At 65.7% G+C, this 22,060-nt stretch carries 23 protein-coding genes; 12 read left to right on the top strand and 11 right to left on the bottom strand.

The window, feature by feature from the left end:
• On the bottom strand, positions 1-1,303 hold a 1,303-nt coding region (locus ACFC3J_RS10975; RefSeq protein WP_375196204.1), incomplete at its 3' end, for an alanine/glycine:cation symporter family protein.
• A gap of 90 nt (positions 1,304-1,393) precedes the next feature.
• Here ACFC3J_RS10975 and glmM point away from each other — a divergent pair.
• From glmM to ACFC3J_RS10950, 5 genes are all read left to right on the top strand, one after another.
• Positions 1,394-2,734, top strand: coding sequence for a phosphoglucosamine mutase (gene glmM / locus ACFC3J_RS10970; protein ID WP_375196207.1), 1,341 nt, complete (start codon positions 1,394-1,396; stop codon positions 2,732-2,734).
• A complete protein-coding gene (locus tag ACFC3J_RS10965) occupies positions 2,734-2,958 on the top strand; it encodes a DUF1272 domain-containing protein (protein ID WP_375196203.1) in 225 nt (74 codons plus the stop codon). Before glmM ends, ACFC3J_RS10965 begins: the two co-directional genes overlap by 1 nt.
• Positions 2,955-3,716, top strand: a complete 762-nt coding sequence (gene thiD / locus ACFC3J_RS10960) for a bifunctional hydroxymethylpyrimidine kinase/phosphomethylpyrimidine kinase (protein WP_375196202.1) — start codon at positions 2,955-2,957, stop codon at positions 3,714-3,716. Before ACFC3J_RS10965 ends, thiD begins: the two co-directional genes overlap by 4 nt.
• On the top strand, positions 3,709-4,308 hold the full coding sequence (locus ACFC3J_RS10955) for a ribonuclease HII (protein WP_375196201.1): 600 nt from the start codon (positions 3,709-3,711) through the stop codon (positions 4,306-4,308). The genes thiD and ACFC3J_RS10955 overlap by 8 nt, the downstream gene beginning before the upstream one ends.
• A 127-nt stretch (positions 4,309-4,435) precedes the next feature.
• Positions 4,436-5,113, top strand: a complete 678-nt coding sequence (locus tag ACFC3J_RS10950) for a L,D-transpeptidase family protein (RefSeq protein ID WP_375196200.1) — start codon at positions 4,436-4,438, stop codon at positions 5,111-5,113.
• A gap of 192 nt (positions 5,114-5,305) precedes the next feature.
• Here ACFC3J_RS10950 and ahpF read toward each other — a convergent pair whose 3' ends face one another.
• From ahpF to betI, 3 genes are all read right to left on the bottom strand, one after another.
• The gene (ahpF, locus tag ACFC3J_RS10945) at positions 5,306-6,889 is read right to left on the bottom strand and encodes an alkyl hydroperoxide reductase subunit F (protein WP_375196199.1); all 1,584 of its coding nucleotides are present in this window, start codon (positions 6,887-6,889) and stop codon (positions 5,306-5,308) included.
• A gap of 294 nt (positions 6,890-7,183) precedes the next feature.
• Entirely contained in the window at positions 7,184-7,747 is a 564-nt protein-coding gene (gene ahpC, locus ACFC3J_RS10940; RefSeq protein ID WP_375196198.1) for an alkyl hydroperoxide reductase subunit C, read from the bottom strand.
• 120 nt (positions 7,748-7,867) lie between these two features.
• Entirely contained in the window at positions 7,868-8,530 is a 663-nt protein-coding gene (betI, locus tag ACFC3J_RS10935) for a transcriptional regulator BetI (protein ID WP_375196197.1), read from the bottom strand.
• A 127-nt stretch (positions 8,531-8,657) separates the two neighbouring features.
• Between betI and ACFC3J_RS10930 the strand changes: the two genes are divergently transcribed.
• Entirely contained in the window at positions 8,658-9,128 is a 471-nt protein-coding gene (locus tag ACFC3J_RS10930) for a hypothetical protein (protein WP_375196196.1), read from the top strand.
• Positions 9,129-9,291: 163 nt separating this feature from the next.
• Positions 9,292-9,531 carry a hypothetical protein gene (locus tag ACFC3J_RS10925; protein ID WP_375196195.1) on the top strand — a complete coding sequence of 80 codons (240 nt, stop codon included), beginning with the start codon at positions 9,292-9,294 and terminating at the stop codon, positions 9,529-9,531.
• A 100-nt stretch (positions 9,532-9,631) separates the two neighbouring features.
• Here ACFC3J_RS10925 and ACFC3J_RS10920 read toward each other — a convergent pair whose 3' ends face one another.
• The 4 genes from ACFC3J_RS10920 to ACFC3J_RS10905 all read right to left on the bottom strand — a co-directional run bounded on the left by ACFC3J_RS10920 (position 9,632) and on the right by ACFC3J_RS10905 (position 13,850).
• Entirely contained in the window at positions 9,632-10,159 is a 528-nt protein-coding gene (locus ACFC3J_RS10920) for a CarD family transcriptional regulator (protein WP_007683582.1), read from the bottom strand.
• A 278-nt stretch (positions 10,160-10,437) separates the two neighbouring features.
• Positions 10,438-10,776 (bottom strand): ferredoxin FdxA, encoded by a 339-nt coding sequence (gene fdxA, locus ACFC3J_RS10915; protein ID WP_375196194.1) that lies wholly within the window; start codon positions 10,774-10,776, stop codon positions 10,438-10,440.
• A 112-nt stretch (positions 10,777-10,888) separates the two neighbouring features.
• Complete coding sequence (locus ACFC3J_RS10910) at positions 10,889-11,185, bottom strand: RNA-binding S4 domain-containing protein (protein WP_375196193.1); 297 nt, start codon at positions 11,183-11,185, stop codon at positions 10,889-10,891.
• Positions 11,178-13,850 (bottom strand): helicase-related protein, encoded by a 2,673-nt coding sequence (locus ACFC3J_RS10905; RefSeq protein ID WP_375196206.1) that lies wholly within the window; start codon positions 13,848-13,850, stop codon positions 11,178-11,180. Before ACFC3J_RS10905 ends, ACFC3J_RS10910 begins: the two co-directional genes overlap by 8 nt.
• 224 nt (positions 13,851-14,074) lie before the next feature.
• Between ACFC3J_RS10905 and ACFC3J_RS10900 the strand changes: the two genes are divergently transcribed.
• Both ACFC3J_RS10900 and ACFC3J_RS10895 read left to right on the top strand, forming a co-directional pair.
• The gene (locus tag ACFC3J_RS10900) at positions 14,075-15,616 is read left to right on the top strand and encodes a M23 family metallopeptidase (protein WP_375196192.1); all 1,542 of its coding nucleotides are present in this window, start codon (positions 14,075-14,077) and stop codon (positions 15,614-15,616) included.
• A gap of 36 nt (positions 15,617-15,652) precedes the next feature.
• Positions 15,653-16,441: a nucleotidyltransferase family protein gene (locus tag ACFC3J_RS10895; protein WP_375196191.1), complete on the top strand. Its 789-nt coding sequence runs from the start codon at positions 15,653-15,655 to the stop codon at positions 16,439-16,441.
• Here ACFC3J_RS10895 and ACFC3J_RS10890 read toward each other — a convergent pair.
• A complete protein-coding gene (locus tag ACFC3J_RS10890; protein WP_375196190.1) occupies positions 16,435-16,776 on the bottom strand; it encodes an ArsR/SmtB family transcription factor in 342 nt (113 codons plus the stop codon). The genes ACFC3J_RS10895 and ACFC3J_RS10890 overlap by 7 nt on opposite strands.
• A 289-nt stretch (positions 16,777-17,065) precedes the next feature.
• On the opposite strand from ACFC3J_RS10890, the gene ACFC3J_RS10885 reads away from it, so the two are divergent.
• Positions 17,066-18,190 (top strand): site-specific DNA-methyltransferase, encoded by a 1,125-nt coding sequence (locus tag ACFC3J_RS10885; RefSeq protein WP_375196189.1) that lies wholly within the window; start codon positions 17,066-17,068, stop codon positions 18,188-18,190.
• Between the two features lie 61 nt (positions 18,191-18,251).
• Positions 18,252-19,376: a dihydropteroate synthase gene (folP, locus tag ACFC3J_RS10880; protein ID WP_375196188.1), complete on the top strand. Its 1,125-nt coding sequence runs from the start codon at positions 18,252-18,254 to the stop codon at positions 19,374-19,376.
• 198 nt (positions 19,377-19,574) lie between these two features.
• Here the strand turns inward: folP and ACFC3J_RS10875 are convergent, their stop codons facing one another.
• The gene (locus tag ACFC3J_RS10875; protein ID WP_375196187.1) at positions 19,575-20,201 is read right to left on the bottom strand and encodes a hypothetical protein; all 627 of its coding nucleotides are present in this window, start codon (positions 20,199-20,201) and stop codon (positions 19,575-19,577) included.
• A gap of 118 nt (positions 20,202-20,319) precedes the next feature.
• Positions 20,320-21,768 (bottom strand): sigma-54-dependent transcriptional regulator, encoded by a 1,449-nt coding sequence (locus ACFC3J_RS10870; protein WP_375196186.1) that lies wholly within the window; start codon positions 21,766-21,768, stop codon positions 20,320-20,322.
• 168 nt (positions 21,769-21,936) lie between these two features.
• Here ACFC3J_RS10870 and ACFC3J_RS10865 point away from each other — a divergent pair, with 168 nt between their 5' ends.
• Positions 21,937-22,044, top strand: a complete 108-nt coding sequence (locus ACFC3J_RS10865; protein ID WP_375196185.1) for an aa3-type cytochrome c oxidase subunit IV — start codon at positions 21,937-21,939, stop codon at positions 22,042-22,044.
• Positions 22,045-22,060: the final 16 nt, after the last annotated feature.

The raw sequence follows: 22,060 nt of genomic DNA, 5'->3' as shown, positions 1-22,060 counted from the left end.
CGATCACATTGGGGATCGCCATCAGGAAGAAGCTGCTGTCGACGATGCCGACCACCCGGCCCAGATCGATGGCAGCCGCCGGGGGCAGGGCGACGATATAGAGGATCTTGTAGGTCCATTGCGCCTTCGGCCCATTGCCGAACAGATAGCCCCAGGCCTGCAGGCCGTAAAAGCCCCAGGCCACCAGCGTCGAATAGGCGAACAGCACCACTACGACCGCGAGCAGCCAGGGAAACCATGAAGAGACCTGCGCAAAGGCGGCGGAGGTGATGGCGATGCCCTCCAGCCCGGATCGCCATGTCCCGGCGACCACCAGCGCGAGGCCGCCCACGGCGCAGACGATCATCGTGCCGAGCAGGGGTTCCAGCAGCGCGACCAGACCCTCCGAAACAGGGTGCCGGACGCGGGCGAGGCTGTGCGCCATCACCGCCGATCCCACGCCTGCTTCGCTGGCGAAGACGGCGCGACGCATGCCCGCGACGAAGGCGCCCACCGCGCCGCCGGTTGCGGCCTGTCCGCTCCACGCGCCATGCCAGATTTCGGCGAGGGCGGCCGGAATGGCGGACGCATGCAGGATCAGCACCGTCGCGACGCCGGTCAGATAGACCGCGACCTTGAGCGGGGTCAGCCGCTTCGCGACCTCACCCAGCCAGGCGGCGCCGCCTAGCGTCACCATCGCCACCGCCCCGGCGAGAATCGTGCCATAGGCCCAGCCGTTGCTGAAGCCCGTCACCACTTTCACCTGCGCGAAGCTCTGATTGACCTGCACCATGGGGATCGCCCCGAACAGCGCGAAAAAGGCATAGGCGCCGCCGAGCGCCAGCCCGATCCTGGGCCAGCCCCGTGCCGCGCCCACCGCCTTCAGCACATACATGGGGCCGCCATGGACATGACCCCTGCCGTCGAACGTGCGGTATTTGAGGCCCAGCGTCACCTCCGCCATCTTCACCGTCATGGCGAACCAGCCGATGACGAACATCCAGAGGATCGCGCCGGGTCCACCCATGGTCAGCGCCACCGCGACGCCCGCAATATTGCCAAGGCCGATCGTGCCGGACAGCGCCGTCGACAGCGCCCCCCACTGGCTGACGTCACCCCTCGCCTCGCCCTCATGGGGCTGGGTCTTGAGGATGCGCAGCGCCCGGCCGACCGCGGTGAGATTGGGAAAGCCCAGCCAGACGGTGAAGAACAGCATCGGCAGCGCCAGATAGAGCACGATCAGTTCGATCTGCGCGCCCAGCACCGGCACCCTGAAAAAGACCGCGCCCGAAAGCGCGTCCACTGCTGCGTTAAATCCGTCCATTCGCAACGGCATGGCGGGTGGACGGTGGAAAGTCGAACAAAGATTGCTATGGGGTGGAAACAGGGTTCACCGCATCAGCGGGCGAGGATGATGAGCAGAAAATATTTCGGCACCGACGGCATTCGCGGACGCACCAATCAATGGCCGATGACGGCCGAGCTGGCGATGAAGGTCGGCATGGCGGCGGGCAAGCATTTCCAGCGCGGCACCCACCGCCATCGCGTGGTGATCGGCAAGGATACGCGCCTGTCGGGCTATATGGTCGAAAATGCGCTGGTCGCGGGCTTTACCGCCGTGGGCATGGACGTGGTGCAGTTCGGGCCGATCCCGACGCCGGCCGTGGCGCTTCTGGCCCATTCGATGCGCGCCGATCTGGGCGTGATGATCTCCGCCAGCCACAATCCCTATTTCGACAACGGCATCAAATTGTTCGGCCCGGACGGCTACAAGCTGTCCGACGAGGATGAGCTGAAGATCGAGGCGATGCTGGAGCAGGACATCGCGCTCGCCGCGTCGCAGGACATCGGCCGCGCCCGCCGCGTTGAGGACGCCCGCGGGCGTTATATTCATGCGGTCAAATCGAGCTTCCCGGCGGACCTGCGCCTCGACGGACTCAAGATCGTGGTCGATTGCGCCAATGGGGCCGCCTATCAGGTGGCGCCCTCTGCCTTCTGGGAACTGGGTGCCGAAGTGGTCGCGATCGGCGTCACGCCAAACGGCATCAACATCAACGACCAGTGCGGTTCGACCGCGCCGATGCTGTTGCAGGAGACGGTGGTGTCGTCGGGCGCGGACATCGGGATCGCGCTGGATGGCGATGCGGACCGGCTGATCGTGGTCGACGAACATGGCGCGATCGTCGACGGGGACCAGATCATGGCGCTGATCGCGGGCAATTTCGCCAGGGCGGGCACGCTGCGCGGCGGCGGGCTGGTGGCGACGGTGATGTCGAACCTGGGGCTGGAGCGGTTCCTGGTCGGGCAGGGCATGGCGCTGGAGCGGACCAAGGTCGGCGACCGCTATGTGCTGGAACGGATGCGCGAGGGGGGCTTCAATGTCGGGGGCGAGCAGTCGGGGCACATGATCCTGTCCGACTTCGCCACGACCGGCGATGGCACGATGGCGGCGTTGCAGGTGCTGGCCGCGCTGGTGCGGTCGGGCAAGCCGGCCAGCGAAGTGCTGCATCAGTTCGATCCGGTGCCGCAGCTTCTGAAGAATGTCCGCTTTTCGGGCGGCAAGCCGCTGGAGCATGAGGATGTGAAGCGGGTGATCGCGCAGGCGGAGGCGGAGCTGAACGGTTGCGGGCGGCTGGTGATCCGGCCTTCGGGCACGGAGCCGGTGATCCGGGTGATGGCTGAAGGCGACCGCGAGGAGCAGGTCAGGGACGTGGTCGAGCGCATCTGCGACGCGGTGGCGAAGGCGGCGGCCTGATGCTGGAGATGCGGCCCGATTGCGAACGCTGCGGCACGGACCTGCCCGCCGATGCGCCGGGCGCGTTCCTCTGTTCGTTCGAGTGCACCTTCTGCGCGCCCTGTGCCGAGGCGCTGGATGACCGTTGCCCCAATTGCGGCGGGGAGCTGATGGACCGGCCGACGCGGGTGGGGGATGCGCTGAAGCGGCATCCGGCATCGACGGAGCGGCATTTCAAGGCATGAGTGTCGCCCGCATTCTCATCATTGCCGGGTCCGACAGCGGGGGCGGCGCGGGTATTCAGGCGGATATCCGCACGGTAACGCTGCTGGGCGGCCATGCCATGACGGCCGTTGCCGCGATCACCGCGCAGAATACGCTGGGCGTGCAGGGGGTGCATCCCGTGCCGACGGATATGGTGATCGCGCAGATGGACAGCGTGATCGGCGACATCGGCGTCGATGCGGTGAAGATCGGCATGATCGGGTCGGCCGAAACGGCGGCAGCGGTGGCGGAGCGGCTGGCGCAGCTGGAAGGCGTGCCGATCGTCTTCGATCCCGTCATGGTCGCGACCAGCGGATCGGTGCTGGCGGATGCGGCGACCATCGCCGCCTTCGAAAGGCTGATGGCGCTCGCCACGCTGGTCACGCCCAACATCCCGGAACTGGAGGCGCTGGGCGGGGAGGAAATCGCGATCCGCTTTGCGACCCATGTGCTGGCCAAGGGCGGGCATGGCGAAGGGCCGATGCTGACCGACCGGCTGATCGGGCCGCGCGGCGTGGTGAAGGCGTGGAGCAATGCGCGGATCGATACGCCGCACACCCATGGCACCGGCTGCACGCTGGCCAGCGCGATCGCGACCGGGCTGGGGCAGGGTTGCGACCTGACCCACGCCATCGAACGGGCACGCAAATATGTGCGCGAAGCGCTCGCCCTCGCGCCGGGGCTGGGGCAGGGGCATGGGCCGATGGGCGCGCCATTGGGCTTTCACCATCATGCCTGATTTCGCCCATGAACTGCGCCACCATCCGGGGCTGGTCGCCGGAGTGGACGAGGCGGGGCGCGGCCCGCTGGCCGGGCCGGTGGTCGCGGCGGCGGTTATCCTGCGCGCGGAGGATTGCCCTGACGGACTGAACGACAGCAAGCAGCTGAGCGCCGCGAAGCGCGCCGTGCTGGAGGGGGAGATCAAGGCGCGGGCGCTCTGCTGGGGACTGGGCGTCGCTTCGGTCGACGAGATAGACAGCCTCAACATCCTCTGGGCGACGATGCTGGCGATGACGCGGGCGGTCGAGGCGCTGACCCATGATTGCGCGCATGTGCTGGTGGATGGGAACCGCTGCCCGCAGTGGCGCTGGGCCTCGACCGCCGTGGTGGAGGGCGACGCCAAATGCCTGTCCATCGCGGCCGCCTCCATATTGGCGAAGGAGGCGCGCGACCGGATGATGATCGAGGCGGCGGCGGCGCATCCGCACTATGGCTGGGAAACCAACAAGGGCTATGGCAGCGCGAAACATCTCGCGGCGTTGCGGGAACATGGGGCGACGCCGCTGCATCGCAGAAGCTTTGCGCCGGTCGCGCAACTGAACCTGCTGTAAGAGACTGGTCGAATGCGCCTTTCGGCGCATGTCCCGGCAGTCTGCCGGCGCGCAACGATGCCGACCTGTCCCATGGCGGGATTGGTAGGGGCTGGCGCCGCGGCGTCTTGTGGTTAAAAAAGGGTTTATGCCCTCCGTTCGCCCCTTCCTTGTTCTGGCGCTTCTGGCGCTGGCTCCGCTCGCGCAGCCGGTGCGCGCGCAGGGGGATGTGGAGCCGGGCAGTTATCGCTGGCTGGAAGAAGGGCCGCTGACCGGGCCGCTCTACATGATCATCAGCATCGAAAAGCAGCGGATCCATGTCTATGACGGTGACCGGCTGGTCGGCGTGGCCAGCGTGTCGACGGGGATGAAGGGGCACCGGACGCCGACCGGCGAATTCCCGATCCTGCAAAAGCGGCAATGGCACCGGTCCAACATCTATTCCAACGCGCCCATGCCCTTCATGCAGCGGTTGACCTGGGACGGGATCGCGCTGCATGCTGGGCAGAATCCGGGATATCCGGCCAGCCATGGCTGCATTCGCCTGCCCTATGCCTTCGCCCGCAGGCTGTTCGGCATGACGCAGCTCGGCACGCTGGTCAGCGTGACGTCCGACCGGCTTGGTCCGGCGCTGATGGTGGATGCGCAGGTTGCGGCTGATCCCGCCGATCCGGCAAGCGCGCTGGTGACCTTCACGCCGCGGAACGGGCCTGAAACGCCGGCCCCGGTGCAACTGGCAGCCGGCGATGGCGCGGAAGCGGAGGTCGCCAACCCCTTGCTTGCCATCGATCCGGCGATCTTCCGGCACCATCTGCGGCAGCGCTGAAGCGTCTAATCCGGGTGAGGGGTAGGGGAGTGGGCTGATCTCTTCTCCCTTGGGCGATGGAAAGGTCGGCGCAGAGTGAGAAGGCGAGGGCGACGATCCACGCCGCCTCTCGCCCTCACCCTTCCGCCGCGCTTCGCACGGCTCCCTCCCTCTCCCGGTGGGAGAGGGAGTTCTCTTTGCCGGGCTGGACGGTCAGGCCGCTTCGGCGGTTTCCTCCGTCGCGGGCAGGCGGATGAGATAATCGAAGGCGGAAAGCGCCGCCGTCGAGCCTGCTCCCATGGCGATCACGATCTGCTTGTAGGGAACGGTCGTGCAGTCGCCCGCCGCGAAGATGCCCGGCTGGCTGGTTTCGCCGCGCGCATCGATCTCGATCTCGCCGCGCGGGGAGAGGGCGATCGCGTCCTTCAGCCACTCGGTGTTGGGGACGAGACCGATCTGGACGAAAATTCCCTCCAGCTCGACATCATGTTCAGTGCCGTGGTTGCGGTCCTTGTAGCTGAGGCCGGTGACGCGCTCGCCATTGCCCTCTACCTTTGTGGTGAGCGCCGACGTGATGATCTTCACGTTGGGCAGGCTGGCGAGCTTGCGCTGCAACACCGCATCGGCGCGCAGCTGGCTGTCAAACTCGATCAGCGTCACATGGGCGACGATCCCGGCGAGGTCGATGGCGGCTTCCACGCCGCTATTGCCGCCGCCGATCACGGCCACGCGCTTGCCCTTGAACAGCGGACCGTCGCAATGGGGGCAATAGGCGACGCCCTTGTTGCGATAATCCTCTTCGCCCGGCACGCCCATCTGCCGCCAGCGGGCGCCGGTGGAGAGGATGACGGTGCGGCCCTTCAGCGAGGCGCCATTTTCCAGCACGACCTCATGATAACCGCCTTCGGACTTCGCCGGGATCAGCTTCGCCGCCTTCTGGAGGTTCATGATCTCGACGTCATAATCCTTCACATGGGCTTCCAGCGCCGACGCGAGCTTGGGGCCTTCGGTGCGGCTGACCGAGATGAAATTCTCGATATCCATGGTGTCGAGCACCTGACCGCCGAACCGCTCCGCCGCGACGCCGGTGCGGATGCCCTTGCGCGCCGCATAGATGGCCGCCGCGGCGCCCGCGGGGCCGCCGCCGACGACCAGCACCTCGAACGGGTCCTGGGCCTTGATCTTCTCCGCCGCGCGCGCCGCCGCGCCGCTGTCGATCTTCGCAACGATCTGCTCCAGCTCCATGCGGCCGCTGGCGAAGGGTTCGCCGTTCAGGAAGACGGTGGGGACGGCCATGACCTTGCGGGCGTCGACCTCCGCCTTGAACAGCGCGCCGTCGATGGCGGTGTGGCTGATCCGGGGATTGAGCACGGCCATCAGGTTCAGCGCCTGCACCACGTCGGGGCAGTTCTGGCAGGACAGCGAGAAATAGGTTTCGAAGGCGAAGTCGCCGTCAATATCCCTGATCTGCTGGATCAGATCCTGCGCAGCCTTCGACGGGTGGCCGCCGACCTGCAGCAGGGCAAGAACCAGCGAGGTGAATTCATGCCCCATCGGAATACCGGCGAAGGTGACGCCAATGTCGGTGCCCGCGCGGCGGATCATGAAGCTGGGCTTGCGGGCGTCGTGCCCGGCCAGCACCAGCGACACCTTGTCCGACAGTTCGGCGATTTCGGTCAGCAGGCCTTCGAGTTCGCGGGATTTCGCGCCGTCGTCCAGCGACGCCACCAGCTCGATCGGCTGGGTGATGTTCGCCATATAGGCCTTGAGCTGGCCCTTGAGATTTGCGTCCAACATTGAGTTCTCCATAGGTTGGGCGCGCCGATCCGGGGCACGCGGCTATCCTTTCGCCGGGGTAGGGGCCAGCGTTCAAAGGATAGCGATGATTTCGTGAGTTAAAACCCCGCCGGGCCGGGGAGCATGGCTCGACCCGACCCGACGAGACTTAAGGCCTTGTCGACATTTCGTTCAGGTAGAGCCGAGAAGCGGGATTTTTGAGCATCGGAGCGCAGCGGACTTTTGGTCCGTGAGCACCGAAGCGCAGAAAATCGCGCTTCGCAGGCCCGGCTGGGCGGAATGTCGGCGAGGCCGTCAGATCTTGCCGACGAGGTCGAGCGACGGCGCCAGAGTGGCTTCGCCTTCTTCCCACTTGGCCGGGCAGACTTCGCCGGGGTTGGCGGCGACATATTGCGCAGCCTTGACCTTGCGGAGCAGTTCGGTCGCGTTGCGGCCGACGCCTTCCGAGGTGATTTCCATGAACTGGATCACGCCTTCGGGATCGACCAGGAAGGTGGCGCGGTCGGCCAGGCCGACGCCCGGACGCATCACGTCGAAATTGTTGGTCAGCGTGCCCGACTGGTCGCCCAGCATGAAATAGTTGATCTTGCCGATCGCCGGCGAAGTGTCGTGCCATGCCTTATGGCTGAAATGCGTGTCGGTCGACACCGAGTAAACCTCGACATTCATTTTCTGGAGCGTTGGGTAGATGTCGGCCAGATCCTCCAGCTCCGTCGGGCAGACGAAGGTGAAATCGGCGGGGTAGAAGAAGAAAACGGCCCACTTGCCCTTCACATCGGCATCGGTGACGTCGACGAACTTGCCTTCCTTGTATGCGGTGGCCTTGAACGGCTTGATGGTCGTGTTGATAAGAGCCATTGGCTTTCCAGTTCCTTTTGAGAGGTTTGCTGTTTGCCGGGCTTACCTAGGGAAGATGACGGCTCAGGGGAAATTGGTTTTATTGGACGTGTTGATTGAGAAAACCGATCACGACCCGCCTTATTGATCGACCGAGCCGTCTCTGGGTTTTTCAAGAACGTAATTCATCGCCTCTTCGATCATGCCCAGCGCTTCATCGATGGTGAAGGTGGAGGAATCGAGGCAGAGTTCGAGCCAGAGCCCGTCGATCATGGCGGTCAGGCCGATCGCGGCGATGCGGGCGGCGGGGCGCGGTATCTGCGGCGCGGCTTCGCGCAGCAGCACTTCCATGCGTTCACGCCCGCCGCCATAGGTTTCGGCATGGGTCGCGGCGATGGCCGGGTTCGTCTTGTTCAGGCTCCAGAAGGAAATCCAGGTCGCCAGAAGATTGGGGTCAAGGACCGGCGGCTGGAAATTGGAGCGCAGATAGGCCCACAGGCGGTCGCGGGGATTGGGTCCGGCATCCGCGACGGCCTGTTCCATCGCGGCGGCGACCTTTTCACCGACATCCCGATAGGTGGCGAGGATCAGCGCGTCGACGCCGTCGAAATAATGGGTAAGCAGGCCCGCGGACACGCCCGCATAGGCGCAGATCGCCCGGACGGAGGTGCCCCCCACACCCTTTTCGGCAAGGCATCGCGCCGTTGCCTCTATCATCGCCTGCCGCCGCACATCGGCCGACTCCCGCACAAAGCGCGCCCTCTGCTGCACCTTGCCGGAATGAATTTCCAGTTTCTGGTCCATCTCTTTTCCCCGCCCGCTATCCTGCTCTCTGCCCGGCCGGCTGGCAAGCCGTCCTTCCCCTGCACAGAGTAAGGATCGAAGCGCCGCGTTCACCCGTTTGACGTCATAAATGCAAGGAGGAAGATCTATGGGATGCAGGAAGATTGCCTATGTTGTCCTGCCTGCGATGCTGGCGGCTGGCCTGACCGGCGGATGCGCCAAAAGCGTCGATAATGGCACGACCGGGAACAATGCCGCGCAGCAGCCTGCCGTCGAGGCGATCGAGGAGCCGGACGCCGTGAACGGCGCTGCCGGCGAAACGGCCGGGCTGCCCACGGACGACTGGGTCGGGCGGTGGACCGGGCCGGAAGGGCTGTTTCTGGACATTCAGCCCGCGCCGGACGGGAAGCCGGGCCATTATGCCATCACCAACAAGGACAATCTGGACCGACAGGGCGATTATGGCGGCGTGGCGGAGGGGGCGACGATCCGCTTCGTGCGCGACGGCAGGGATATGGTCATCCGGCCGGGGATCGGCGACGAGACCGGCTTCAAATATCTTGCGGGGAAGAAGGACTGCCTGATTCTCGTGCCGGGGCAAGAGGGCTATTGCCGGTGAAAAGCGGCCATGGGATTTGGAGGGAGGGGCCGGAAGTCCGGATTTCGCAAGCGCGTCGTTCGGGATGGCGGGATGGCCGGTGCGCGGGCCGTTGCGGTGCCGGAACCGGTCCGCGGCTCCGCGCATTGTTGACCCGGGTGGCGTAGAGACGAGGAGGACTTACATGGCGGATTATCAGGAACGTCCGGCGACGACCACGGTGATCGAAAAGCGTGGCGGCGGGGGCACCATGATAGCCGTTCTCCTGCTGGTCGTGGTCGTGGCGATTGCCGCCTTCTTCCTGATCAGCAGTCAGACGCGCAAGGACAGCGCCGTTGAAGGTGCGGCAAGTCAGGTCGGTCAGGCGGCCAGCGACGTCAGTGACGCCGCCAAGGACGCGGCGGGCGCCGTGAAGGAGCAGTAATCGTCTGCTTGCTTCGAACGGAGCCATGAAAAAAAAGGGCGCCCCGGTTCGGGACGCCCTTTTTTGGATCGGCCTGCCGTCGACGGCTCGGCCGAAGCTCTTAACCCTCGACCTTGGCGTGCTTGGGCGCCGCTTCGTTGAGGATGCGCAGGATCTTCTTCAGCGCGCTCGGTTCGTCCGTCTCTTCCATCGCCGCGAGTTCGCGGGCGAGGCGGCTGGAGGCGGCTTCGAAAATCTGGCGTTCCGAATAGCTCTGCTCCGGCTGGTCGTCGGCGCGGAACAGGTCGCGCGTCACTTCGGCGATCGACACCAGGTCGCCCGAATTGATCTTCGCTTCATATTCCTGGGCGCGGCGCGACCACATGGTGCGCTTTACCTTGGGCTTGCCCTTCAGCGTTTCGACCGCTTCCTCCAGCGTCTTGTTGGAGGACAGCTTGCGCATGCCGACGCCTTCGGCCTTGTTCGTGGGCACGCGGAGCGTCATCCGCTCCTTTTCAAAGCGGAGAACATAGAGCTCCAGCTCCATGCCCGCAATCTGCTCCTTCTGCAGTTCGATGACGCGGCCAACGCCATGCTTGGGGTAAACAACATAATCACCAACGTCAAAGGACAGCGCCTTGGCAGCCATTTGAAACCTTTCTATTCTACCGGGGGAGCGGTGACATTCGCGTTGCATATGCGAAGACGCACAGGCCGAGGAGGACGCGGCGCACCATCAAAACATCAGGCATTTTCTCCAGGGCGGACGCGACCATGTCCGCTTCTTGGCGTCCTATTTAGCAGATTCGTAACAAAATGGCCACCCCCGGACACCAAATCCGGGAGTGGGCCTGGAAATAAAACGCAATAGCTAGTTTTTACGCTGCTGTCCGGAGCCTGTCCGGGGCGGCGCTGCGCTGCGTCAGATCAGCTGCCCGAGCCGGGTTCGGGCGAGAAGAACTTCTCCAGCTTGTTTTCGACGCCCTTCATGTCATCGGCGTCGGCGGGCGCGTCGCCCTTGACGGTGATGTTGGGCCATTCGGCGGAGAATTTCGTGTTGAGTTCCAGCCACTTTTCCAGACCGTTTTCGGTGTCGGGCAGGATCGCCTCGGCCGGACATTCCGGTTCGCACACGCCGCAGTCGATGCACTCGTTGGGATTGATGACCAGCATATTCTCGCCCTCGTAGAAACAGTCCACGGGGCAAACCTCGACGCAATCCATATATTTGCAGCGGATGCAGTTATCGGTCACGACATAGGTCATGGGTCAACACTCTTGGAATAAGGACAATGGGCGCTCTGCTATGCGCGGTCGTGGCGAAGGTCAATGAGGATATTGTTGCGAGGGTGATTGTTGGCCTTCAGCCGGTGCGTTTTCAGGCACCTACAGTGAGTTCCTCGTAGCAGGCCTGTGCTTCCGGTGCCGGGCCGCGGCGGTGGGGGAGCAGCATCACGCGGACCACCCGCACGCCGCTGGGGTGGGGGAAGGTGATGAGGTCGCCCGCCCGCACCGGGGAGTGCGAGCGGTCGATGCGGCGGCCGTTGAGGCGGATATGGCCGTCCTCCGCCATTTTCTGGGCGACCGAGCGGCTCTTCGCGAGCCGCGCGAACCAGAGGAACTTGTCGATGCGCAGGCTTGGCCCGTGGGCCGACGCCATGCCCGCGTCAGCCATTGCGGCCCAGCAGTTCGGCCAGACCCGCAAAAGCGTGGTTGCTGGTCGCCGGAGCAGCGGTCGCGGCGGCCGGGCGTTGCGGTCTGTCTCGATTATCCTTGGCCCGATTATCCCGGTCACGCGGCTTGCCATGGGGCTTGCCCTGACGCTGACCCTCTGCCGGGACGCCGCGCTGCTGATGCGGGCGGGCCTTTTGACGGCCGCGGAAGACCCAGTTGGGCGCGCCTTCCTCGGGGGTTTCGACCGGGCGGAAGCCCGCAAGGCGCATCAGTTGCAGGAATGCTTCTTCGGAGAGGCCGAGCGAGACGATCTGCGGGCTCTGCGCGGTGAAGGCCTCATTCCTGGCGATGGCTTCATGCGCGGTGCGGGCCATGCGTTCGGCCATGTCGATGCGCAGCATCTGTTCGCCAAAGCCGCGGAAGCCCGCGATGCGGGCACCCATCTGCTCAGGCTTTTCGCCCGCCGGGATCAGGGTGAGGCCGGGACCGGGCAAAGGCAGGCAGGGCCTGCCGAGGCGTGCGGCGAGCAGGGCTGCGCGCCAGCGGGCCGAGCCGGGCTTCAGCAGGCCGGGATGATAGATGTCGAGCACGCCGATGTCGATGCCGGCGCGGCGGAGAAGGTGCCGCTGGTCCTTGTCGAGATGGCCGAGCGCCGAATCGAGATCGGTGCGCGCGATCACGCCGCCTGCATCGGCCAGCTGCGCGAAGACGGCGCGCACGACGGCGGGCACTTCGGGGTCGGCGCTGCTGGCGACCATCTTGGTGAGAGGCAGGAGGTGCTTTTCCTTCTGCGCGTCGAACCAGTTCGTCAGGCGGGTCGCCACCTGCTTCTGCACATCCTGGCCCACGGCCAGAAGCGCGCGATCCAGCCGGATTTCCGGGTTCAGCAGCGCGGCGCCGCCATGCAGCGTGGCCACCGCGTCACCCTTCCAGCTGATGCCGGGGGCCTGTCCTGCTTCGTCCATGAGCGCGAAATCAGTATCGGGTGCGCCCAGTAATTCTTCAGCCTTCACTCGCAATATCCTTCCAAGGCGCCGTTCAGCGGCCGCCAACAGCATCTTCCTGTCCTGATGCCGGGTAGCGGGATCGACCGAGAAACGAAATCCGTCAAGTCGCCCGATCGTCTCGCCATCGACGCAGACCGTCCCGTCCGGTTCTATGTCGACCGGCAGATTGGCCGCGCTCTGGCCGATATCCCTTAGCAGAACCGTGGTGCGGCGGTCCACGAATCGCTGCGTCAGCGCGGCGTGGAGCGCATCGGAGAGTTTTTCTTCGAGGGCGCGGGTGCGTTCGGCCATTTCCGCCGGATGGGCCAGCCAGTCGGCGCGATGGGCGATGTAGGACCATGTGCGCGCCGCCGCGATCCGGCCCGACAGCGTGTCGATATCGCCCTGAACCGAATCGAGTCGCGCGATTTGCTGGGCGAACCAGTCGCGGGGGATGTGACCATTCCCTTCCGAGAGGTAGCGCCAGATGCGGCTGACGGTGCGGGCGTGATGTTCGGCGCCCAGCTTCTGGAAATCGGGCAGGCCGCAGGCGGCCCAGAGCCTTTCGACCTGGTGCTTGCCCCTGGCGCGTTCGATGACCAGCGGGTCGTCGGCAAGGCGTTTGAGCACCGCGAGGTCGACCGCTTCGGGCGCGGGACGCAGTTCGGGGCGTTCGGGCTTTTGCTCCAGATCGAAGAGGAGATGGTCGAGCCGGTCGGTGCGCGGGGTGCCGTCGCGCCAGAAAAGCTGCTCCACCGGCGGAAAGCGGTGGGCCTCGATCGCCTCGATTTCCTCCGGCGTGAAGGCGGCTTCGCCATCCTCGGCCCCAAGGCTGCCGAAGGTGCCGTCCCTGTGATGGCGTCCGGCGCGGCCTGCGATCTGGGCCATTTCGCTGACCGTGAGGCGACGGCTGCGGCGGCCGTCGAACTTGCGCAGCGAGGCGAAGGCGACATGCGCGACGTCGAGGTTCAACCCCATGCCGATCGCGTCGGTAGCGACCAGATAGTCCACCTCGCCGTTCAGGAACATCTGGACCTGCGCGTTGCGGGTGCGGGGGGAGAGGGCGCCCATCACCACAGCCGCCCCGCCCCGGAAGCGGCGGAGCATTTCGGCCACGGCGTAGACCTCCTCGGCGGAGAAGGCGACGACGGCGGAGCGCTTGGGCAGGCGGGAGAGCTTTTTCGCGCCGGCATAGGAGAGGGTGGAGAAGCGCGGCCGGCCGATAATCTCCACATCGGGGACCAGCGCCTTCACCACGCGGCTGATGCTGGCGGAGCCGAGGATCATGGTTTCCTCCCGGCCCCGCGCTCTCAGCAAACGGTCGGTGAAGATATGGCCGCGCTCCGGGTCGGAGCCGAGCTGGGCTTCGTCCAGCGCCACGAACGCGAAATCCTCCTTCGCGCCCGTTTCCCTTCCGCCGCTGATCGGCATGGATTCCGCCGTGCAGAGGAAATAGCGGGCGTTCGGCGGCACGATCTTCTCTTCGCCGGTGATGAGCGCGACCTGTTGCGGCCCTTTCATGCCGACCACCCGGTCATAGACCTCCCGCGCCAGCAGGCGCAGCGGAAAGCCCATCATCCCGGATGAATGGCCGCACATGCGTTCGACGGCGAGGTGAGTCTTGCCGGTATTGGTGGGGCCTAGCACGGCGGTGACAGGCGAACGGGCGAACTGGGCCATGGACCTCATGTCGGGCATGGAAAGGGCAAGGGCAAGGGGAAAGCTTTGGTAAATCCGCGCATTGTCGGGACCAATGGGCGCCGATCCTTCGGGCGGCACGTCTGGCCGCAGAAAAAGGGTTAAAAAAGCCGCGTTTATTTGACTTTAACTCTGTGCATTTACAGAATTGGCCCAGGAACGCGCGGCGGGGGTCGTGGCGGTTTGCCCCGGGGGCCTTTTTCACCGTGTTTCATGGAAGTCAGATCAATGCCCAGCAGGGCGGCGCCTCTGCGTCGCTGTGGCTGACTGACTCCCTGCGCCATGGCCGGCCCGCGGCCGACGAGCGCGGCTGGCGCGAAAAGGTTCGCGACTGGGCCGAGGATGTCGAGCTGGTCCCCGATCTGGGGCAGCGGGTCGGCAGTTTCACATGGTTTCGGGGACTTGCGACCTGTTTCGGGCTGTGCGCGGCGGCGCTCTATCTGTCGCCGGGCTTCCATGCCCTGCCGGGTGCGCCGCAGCCTTTGCTGGCGTCCAGGCAGTTCGACGAAGTGCGCAGCCAGATGATTACGCCGCTTGGTCTGGGCGCGGACAGCGGGCGCCGCATGGGACCGACCGACGCGGTGCAGCCGCTGCGCGCGACGCCGGAACGGCCGCAGATCGAGCTGCGCGCGCAGATTGGCGGAAGCGATTCGCTGGGGAGCGCGCTGACGCGGGCAGGCGTGAGCGGCGGTGATGTGGCGACCGTGACGAGCCTGGTGGCGGGCGATGCCGGGGCCGGACTGAAGCCCGGCACGCCGCTCGACATCGTGCTGGGCCGCCGGGCGAGCCGCGACATGCCGCGGCCGCTGGACCGGTTGAGTTTCCGCGCGCGGCTGGATCTGGGGATCGAGATTGCGCGGGTCGGCGGCCTGTTGCAGGTGCAGCGCACCGCCATCCACGTCGATGAGACGCCGCTGCGCATTCAGGGCGTGGTGGGCGAGAGCCTTTATCGTTCGGCGCGGGCCGCGGGTGCGCCGCCCAAGGCGATCCAGAGCTTCCTGCGCGTGGTGGCGCAGCAGGTCGATCTGGGGTCGATCTCGGCAGGCGACCGTTATGACATCATCACCGAATATCGGCGGGCCGACACCGGCGACGTGGAGGTGGGCGATCTGCTGTTCGCGGGGCTGCACCGGGCCAGCGGGCGCGGGATCGACATGCTGAAATGGACGCAGGACGGCCGGGTCCAATGGTTCGAGGCGTCGGGCGTCGGCCAGCGGCGCGGCGTGCTGTCCTCCCCGGTGGCGGGGCGCGTGTCGTCCAGCTTCGGGCTGCGGCGGCATCCGATTCTGGGTTATACCCGCATGCATGCCGGGATCGATTTCGCGGCGCCCTATGGATCGCCCATCTATGCGGTGACGGACGGCGTCGTCTCCTATGCCGGGCGGCATGGCGGGCATGGCAATTATGTGCGGCTGGAACATGGTCATGGCCTCGCCACCGGCTATGGCCATATGAGCCGGATCGCGGCGGCGCCGGGCCAGCGGGTGCGGCAGGGGCAGGTGATCGGCTATGTCGGGTCGACGGGTCTGTCGACCGGGCCGCATCTGCATTATGAGCTGTATCGCAATGGCCAGACGGTCAATCCGCTGTCGGTGAAGTTCACGACCAGCTCGCAACTGGCCGGCCGCGAGCTGGCGGCGTTCCGGGCGCGTCTGGTGCAGTTGAAAAGCCTGCGCATCGGTCTGCCGGTGCAGGTGGCGCAACAGCGGCAGGCCGCAAGTGCCGCTCCGGCCGCGACCGGAAAATAGCTTTTCGCGGGCAGCGGCCTTCGCTAACGGGCGCGGATGACCGAACCGGCTTCCGACATCACCGCCATTCTGCTTGCAGGCTCGCGTCCGGGTGCCGATCCGCTCGCGGTGGCGGCGGGCGTGTCGGTGAAGCCGCTGGTGCCGGTGGCGGGGCAGCCGATGATCAACTATCCGGCGCGGGCCCTGCTGGCGCATCCCGCGATCGGGCGGCTGGTCGTGCTCAGCCAGGCGCCGGAACTGTTTGCCGCCGATCCTGCGACGGCCTGGCTGGCAGAGCATCCCAAAGTGCGGTTCGAACGGAGCGGAGGCGGGATTGCCTCTTCGCTGGTCGATTTTCTGGATCGGGGGGATTTTCCCTTTCCGATGATGATGACGACGGCGGATCATGTTCTGCTGGACGGGGCGATGCTGGACCAGATGGTGGCGCAGGCTTCCGGTGCGGACGTCGCGGTCGCGATGGTCGAGCGGGCGACCCTGCTGGCGCATTATCCGGCATCGCGGCGCACATGGCTCAAATTCCGCGACGGCTGGTGGTCGGGGGCGAACATCTTCTGGTTCGGCAGCGACAGGGCGCGGCCGGTGATCGCCTTGTGGCAGGAGGTCGAGCAGGACCGGAAAAAGGGGTGGAAGATCCTCTCCGCCTTCGGGCCTCTGGCGTTGCTGGGGGCTTTGCTGCGGATTTCGACGCTGCGCGGCGGAATCGCGCGGGTGGGGCGGCGCTTTGGCCTCTCGGCCCGGCTGGTCGCGATGGATCAGGCGGAGGCCTGCATCGATGCGGACAAGCCGGACGATGTCGTGTTGATCGAGCGGATTCTCGCTCAGTAACCGTCGAGTTCCTCCAACGCCGTGAAGCGCTGCGACCAGAGGGCGCCATACACCGCCATCCACTGAACCACCGGAGCAAGCCCTTTGGCGCGGGCGGTGTACCAGGTTTCGCGGCCTGCCCGGCGGGCCGTCACGAGGTTGGCGCGCTTCAGCTTGCCGAGGTGGCGGGACACCATGGGTTGGGATACGCCGGAGATGGCGGTGAGGGCATGGACGCTCTGTTCACCTTCGCGCACCAGATATTCGAGCAGGGCCCGCCTCGTGCCATCGGCCAGCGCCTTGAAAAGTTCGTCGCAGGCGGCCGAGCGATCGCCCCTCAATATATTCTCTGTCATTCCGTTTTCATAATCATCAGGTTATGAATTGGTCAAGCTGCGCCCCCTTTTTGCCCTCCGACGGCGCGTTAACCAAAAAAACTTTTCGGGGCTTTTCCGCTGAGTCTTTTGAGTCACACTACCCGATATTGAGTCTGCCGAGTCGTGTGAGACTCAATATGTCGTGGCTACCCGGTTCGTTCCGGTGCGCGTTAACCCTTGTGTGAGGCATGAACCCTAAGTCGCTGATCTTGACGGCGGACTCCGCAGGACTCATCGCTGGGCCTCAGAACCGAACGGGGGTCACATAATGGGTGTCATGGAACGCGTCGCGCCGCGGCGGAAAAAGGCGATTGCGCCGGTCGAGATCGAGGCCAACCGCCTGCTGCGTGGCGACTGCATTTCAGAGATGGCGAAGCTGCCCGACGCCTGCATCGACATGATCTTCGCCGATCCGCCCTATAATCTTCAGCTGGGCGGCGACCTGTTCCGGCCGGAGGGCAGCCGCGTCGATGCGGTCGACAATGACTGGGACAAGTTCGATACGCTTGGCTCCTATGACCGTTTCACCAAGGCGTGGCTGCGCGAGGCGCGCCGCATCCTGAAGCCCAACGGCTCGATCTGGGTGATCGGCAGCTATCACAATATCTTCCGCGTCGGCACCGCCTTGCAGGATGAAGGTTTCTGGATCCTCAACGACATCATCTGGCGCAAGTCCAATCCCATGCCCAATTTCAAGGGCACGCGTTTCACCAACGCGCATGAGACGCTGATCTGGGCGAGCCAGGGCGAGGACGCCAAATATACGTTCAACTACAAGGCGATGAAGACGCTGAACGACGAGTTGCAGATGCGCTCCGACTGGGTGTTGCCGATCTGCGGCGGGCAGGAACGTCTGAAGCGCAACGGCACCAAGGCGCACCCGACGCAGAAGCCGGAAGCGCTGCTGTATCGCGTGATGCTGGCCTGCACCAAGCCGGGCGACGTCGTGCTCGATCCCTTTTTCGGCACCGGCACGACCGGCGCGGTGGCGAAGCGGCTGGGCCGCCAATGGATCGGCATCGAGCGCGAGGACGACTATATCGAGGTGGCGCTGGAGCGGATCGAGGCGGCGCTGCCGCTGGATGAAAGCGCGCTCACCATCATGCAGACGGCGCGGCAGCAGCCCAAGGTTGCCTTCGGTACGCTGGTCGAGACGGGCTATCTGCAGCCGGGCGCGGTGCTGACCGACGCCAGGCGGCGCTGGCGGGCAGTGGTGCGGGCTGACGGCTCGCTCAGCGTCGGCACGGACAGCGGGTCGATCCACAAGATGGGGGCGACGCTTCAGGGCGCGCCGAGCTGCAATGGCTGGACCTTCTGGCATCATGAGACCGATGGCGCGCTGAAGCCGATCGATACGCTGCGCCAGACCTATCTGCTGGCGAACGAGCCTTGACGTTCGGCTCCGTTCGGCTGCCGGGTCGACAGGCCCGGCTCCAGCGGATTACAGGGGCGTCATGACACTTCCCCCCCTTCCCGCCGATGCGCGGCTTTACCTCCGTCCCACATGGTTCGCGCCATCGCCCGTCGGGCTGCCGGATGGGTCGGCGGCACGGATGGGCAACGGGCTGCTGTGGTTTCAGGCCTACGAGCTGACGGCGCGCAGGGGCGGGGATCGGCTGGCGCGGGCGACCATCCCGGTCGAGGAATTTGCCGACGCCGTGGCGCGGCTGCCCGATGCGCTGGCGGAACGGGCGCAGCTGCTGGCGGCGAATATCTCGGCGCTACGGCGACCTCTGGTGCTGGGCGATCGGACCATCCGTTTCGACGCGCCGCAGGTGATGGCGATCCTCAACATCACGCCCGACAGTTTTTCCGACGGCGGCAAGCATATGGACGATCCGCAGGCGGCGGCCGATGCGGGCTTCGCCATGGCGGCGGCAGGGGCGGCGCTGATCGATGTCGGCGGGGAATCGACCCGGCCCAGGGCGCCGCGCTTGTGGGAAGGCGATGAGATCGCCCGCGTCGTGCCGGTGATCGAGAAGCTGGCTGCGGCGGGCGTGCCCATGTCGATCGACACGCGCAAGGCAGGGGTGATGGAGGCGGCGCTGGCGGCGGGCGCGGGCGTGGTCAACGATGTGAGCGCGCTGTTGCACGATCCGCGCGCGATGGAGGTGGTGGTTAAGGCGGGATGCCCGGTGATCCTGATGCACGCGCCCTCGGCCGGGGATGATCCGCACGATAATCCTGCCGGTTACCGCGATGTCGTGGCCGATGTGTTCGACATGCTGGACGCGCGGGTCGAGGCCTGCCTTGCGGCGGGGATTGCGCGTGAGAAGATCATGGTCGATCCGGGGCTGGGTTTCGGCAAGTCGCTCAGCGATAATCTGGCGCTGGTGAACGGGCTGGCGGCATTTCAGGGGCTGGGCGTGCCCTTGCTGTTCGCAGGCAGCCGGAAGCGGCTGATCGGCGCGCTGTCGAACGAGGCGCCTGCGCCGGAGCGATTGGGCGGATCGGTCGCGCTGGCGTTCCGGGCGGCGGAACTGGGCGCGCAGATGGTGCGCGTGCATGACGTCAAGGAAAGCGTGCAGGCGCTGCACCTGTGGCGCGGGCTGGCGGACGCCGGGTTGAGCGCTGTCTGATTTTTTGCCCGCGGCAATCCCGCGCCCCTGTCGCGCAGTCCGATGGTGCCGATTACCCGCCTATCCTGACCGGCGTTCCGGAAGTCGCCCGCGCCGTTCCGGCAGAAGCCCGCTATGCCCGACAGGTCGGACCGGTCCTGCGCGGTGACGGCGATGCCATATTCGTCCCCGCAGCGCCGGGGGCGATTTCGGACGGCATCAGGGCGCGGCGCTGTTATCGGCGGCAGCGGGGGCGGCGCCGCCCTCTGGCGTCTGCGCCTTGGGTGCAAAGATCTTCAGACTGTCGAGCGCCTTTTCCGCCATCGCCTGATATTGTTCGCTGAGCATTTCGGGATAGACGAAGGTGGCGCTGACCAGCGTTCCGTCCGCCTGTTTGATGAGGCGCAGCGCGACATTATTGCCTTCGCCGTCATTGGCGGTGCCGCGATATTCATTGTCGCCGATAAAGTCGCCGCTGACGCCTTCGGAGCCTTCATTGACCGTCTTGACCAGCTGCTGCAGCGTCTGGTCGCCCTCATTCTTCTGCCAGAAGACGCGGACATCCGCCCCGGCGCCGGGATCCCGATAGACGGCCCCGTCGGCGTTGCCGGCCGATCCGTCCTTTTCCCAGCCTTCAGGGAAGGTGAAGGAATAGCCGCGTTCGACGTTAACATAATTGCGGGACGCCGGGGTGTCGGCCTTGGCCGCCGCCATGGCCTTGGCCGCGGCGGCATTGGCGGCGGCGGCCAGCTCTTCCTGGCTGGGCAGATCCTCCACCGGCTCGGCCCGGCCGCAGGCGACCAGCAACAGGAGGGGAATGGCGATGGCAAGGGAAGCGGTTTTCATGCGCTTTCCAAAGCATAGGCGCTCCGATATTTCAACGGCGCAGCCATCAGCTCTTCTGGAAATGCGTGGAAGAGCGCCTGTCGGTGCCGTACATGCACCGGCAAGCGCGTCCCGACCCTTAAGCTGCGCTGTCGATGCCCAGTTCGGCAAGCTTCCGGTAAAGGGTCGAGCGGCCAATGCCCAGCCGCCGGGCCACTTCGGTCATGCGGCCGCGATAATGGCCGATGGCGAGGCGGATGACGTCGGCCTCGATCTCGGCGAGCTGGCGGACATGGCCGTCGCCTTCGAACAGGGTGATGCCCGCGGCCTCGCGATGCGTTTGCGGCACGGCGCGCAGGCGCGCATGAGGTGCATCGCCATGGGCGCGGTTGCGGATGACGGCCGCGATCTGCGGGAAATCCTGCGCGGTCAGCGCGTCGCCCTCGCAAAGCACGGCGGCGCGGAACAGGGCGTTCTGAAGCTGGCGGACATTGCCCGGCCAGTCATGTTGCATCAGCAGCGCCAGCGCATCGTCGGTGAGGCCGAGGCCCCTGAGCCCCGGCTGGGTCGCGATGCGCGCGAGCAGATGGCGGCACAGCGCAGGGACGTCGCCCAGCCGTTCGCGTAGCGGGGGAATGGTAAGCTGCACCACGTTGAGGCGGTAATAGAGATCCTCGCGGAAACGGCCCGCCTCTATTTCTTCATGCAGGCGTTTGTTGGTGGCGGCGATGACGCGGACGTCGACATGGGTGGGGCGGCGGGCGCCGATGGGTTGAACCTCTCCATCCTGAAGCACGCGCAACAGCTTTACCTGCGCGTCGAGCGGCATTTCGCTGACTTCGTCGAGGAAGATGGTGCCCATGTCGGCGGCGACGAATTTGCCGACCTGCCGGTCGAAGGCGCCGGTAAAGGCCCCGCGTTCATGACCGAACAGGTCCGATTCGACCAGATTGGCGGGAATGGCGCCGCAATTGACCGTGATCATCGCCTGCCTGTGCCGGGGGGAGGCGGCATGGATGGCGCGGGCCAGCACATCCTTGCCGACGCCGCTTTCGCCCTCGATCAGCACGGGAACGCGGGCGCGGGCGGCCTTGGCCGCGATCGCGAGCGCGGCGCGGAATTGCGGCGCGGCGCCCACCACATCCTCGAAGGAGAGAGAGGCGGGAATCTTTTCCGTCAGCGGGCGCAGCTCGCCCTTGCCATGGTCGCCGTTCAGCGTGGCGTTGAGCGCGGCCAGCAGCCGTTCGGGCGCGATCGGTTTCGACAGATAGTCGGTGGCGCCTGCGCGCATCGCCTCGACCGCGACGGCGACATTGTTGTGCGCGGTCAGAATCAGGATCGGCAGCGCCGGACGGCGCGCCCGCAGCTCGCGGACCAGCCCGGTCGGCTCATAGCTGGGACTCCATTGATCGAGGATGACCGCGTCCAGCCGCATCCCGTCCTGCGTGCCCAGCATCGCAATGGCGGTATCGCCGTCATTGGCGAAGATCGTGCGCCACCCTGCGCGGGCGGCGAGCGCGGACACCAGACGGCGCTGGGCCGGCTCGTCGTCGATCAACATCAGCATGGGAACGCCGTCGCGCGCCATCTTAACCCTCTTTCTGAACCACGATGCGAAGGTAGAGCGAGGGGGTAAAGACGGGCTTAACCGGAAAGATTTTCTTGTTCGGTGAAGCCTTGAGGGGGGGCGGCCTTGACGATAAGAGGAGGCCGTCAAAACAGGCGAGAGGGACCGAGCATGGCGTCGGAAGGGAATATGAAGAGCGCAACCCAGACTTATGAGGGGTTCGTGTCCCTGATGAAATGGGGCACTGTTGCCTGCGCCCTCGTCGGTGCTCTGGTTGTGGTGCTGATCGCCAGCTGAAGCCTCGCGCTTCGCG

The organism is Sphingobium sp. (assembly GCF_041987595.1).
Taxonomy (GTDB): Bacteria; Pseudomonadota; Alphaproteobacteria; order Sphingomonadales; family Sphingomonadaceae; genus Sphingobium.
Note: the sequence above shows the minus strand (reverse complement) of the source record. Positions and strands in the feature narration are given on the sequence as shown.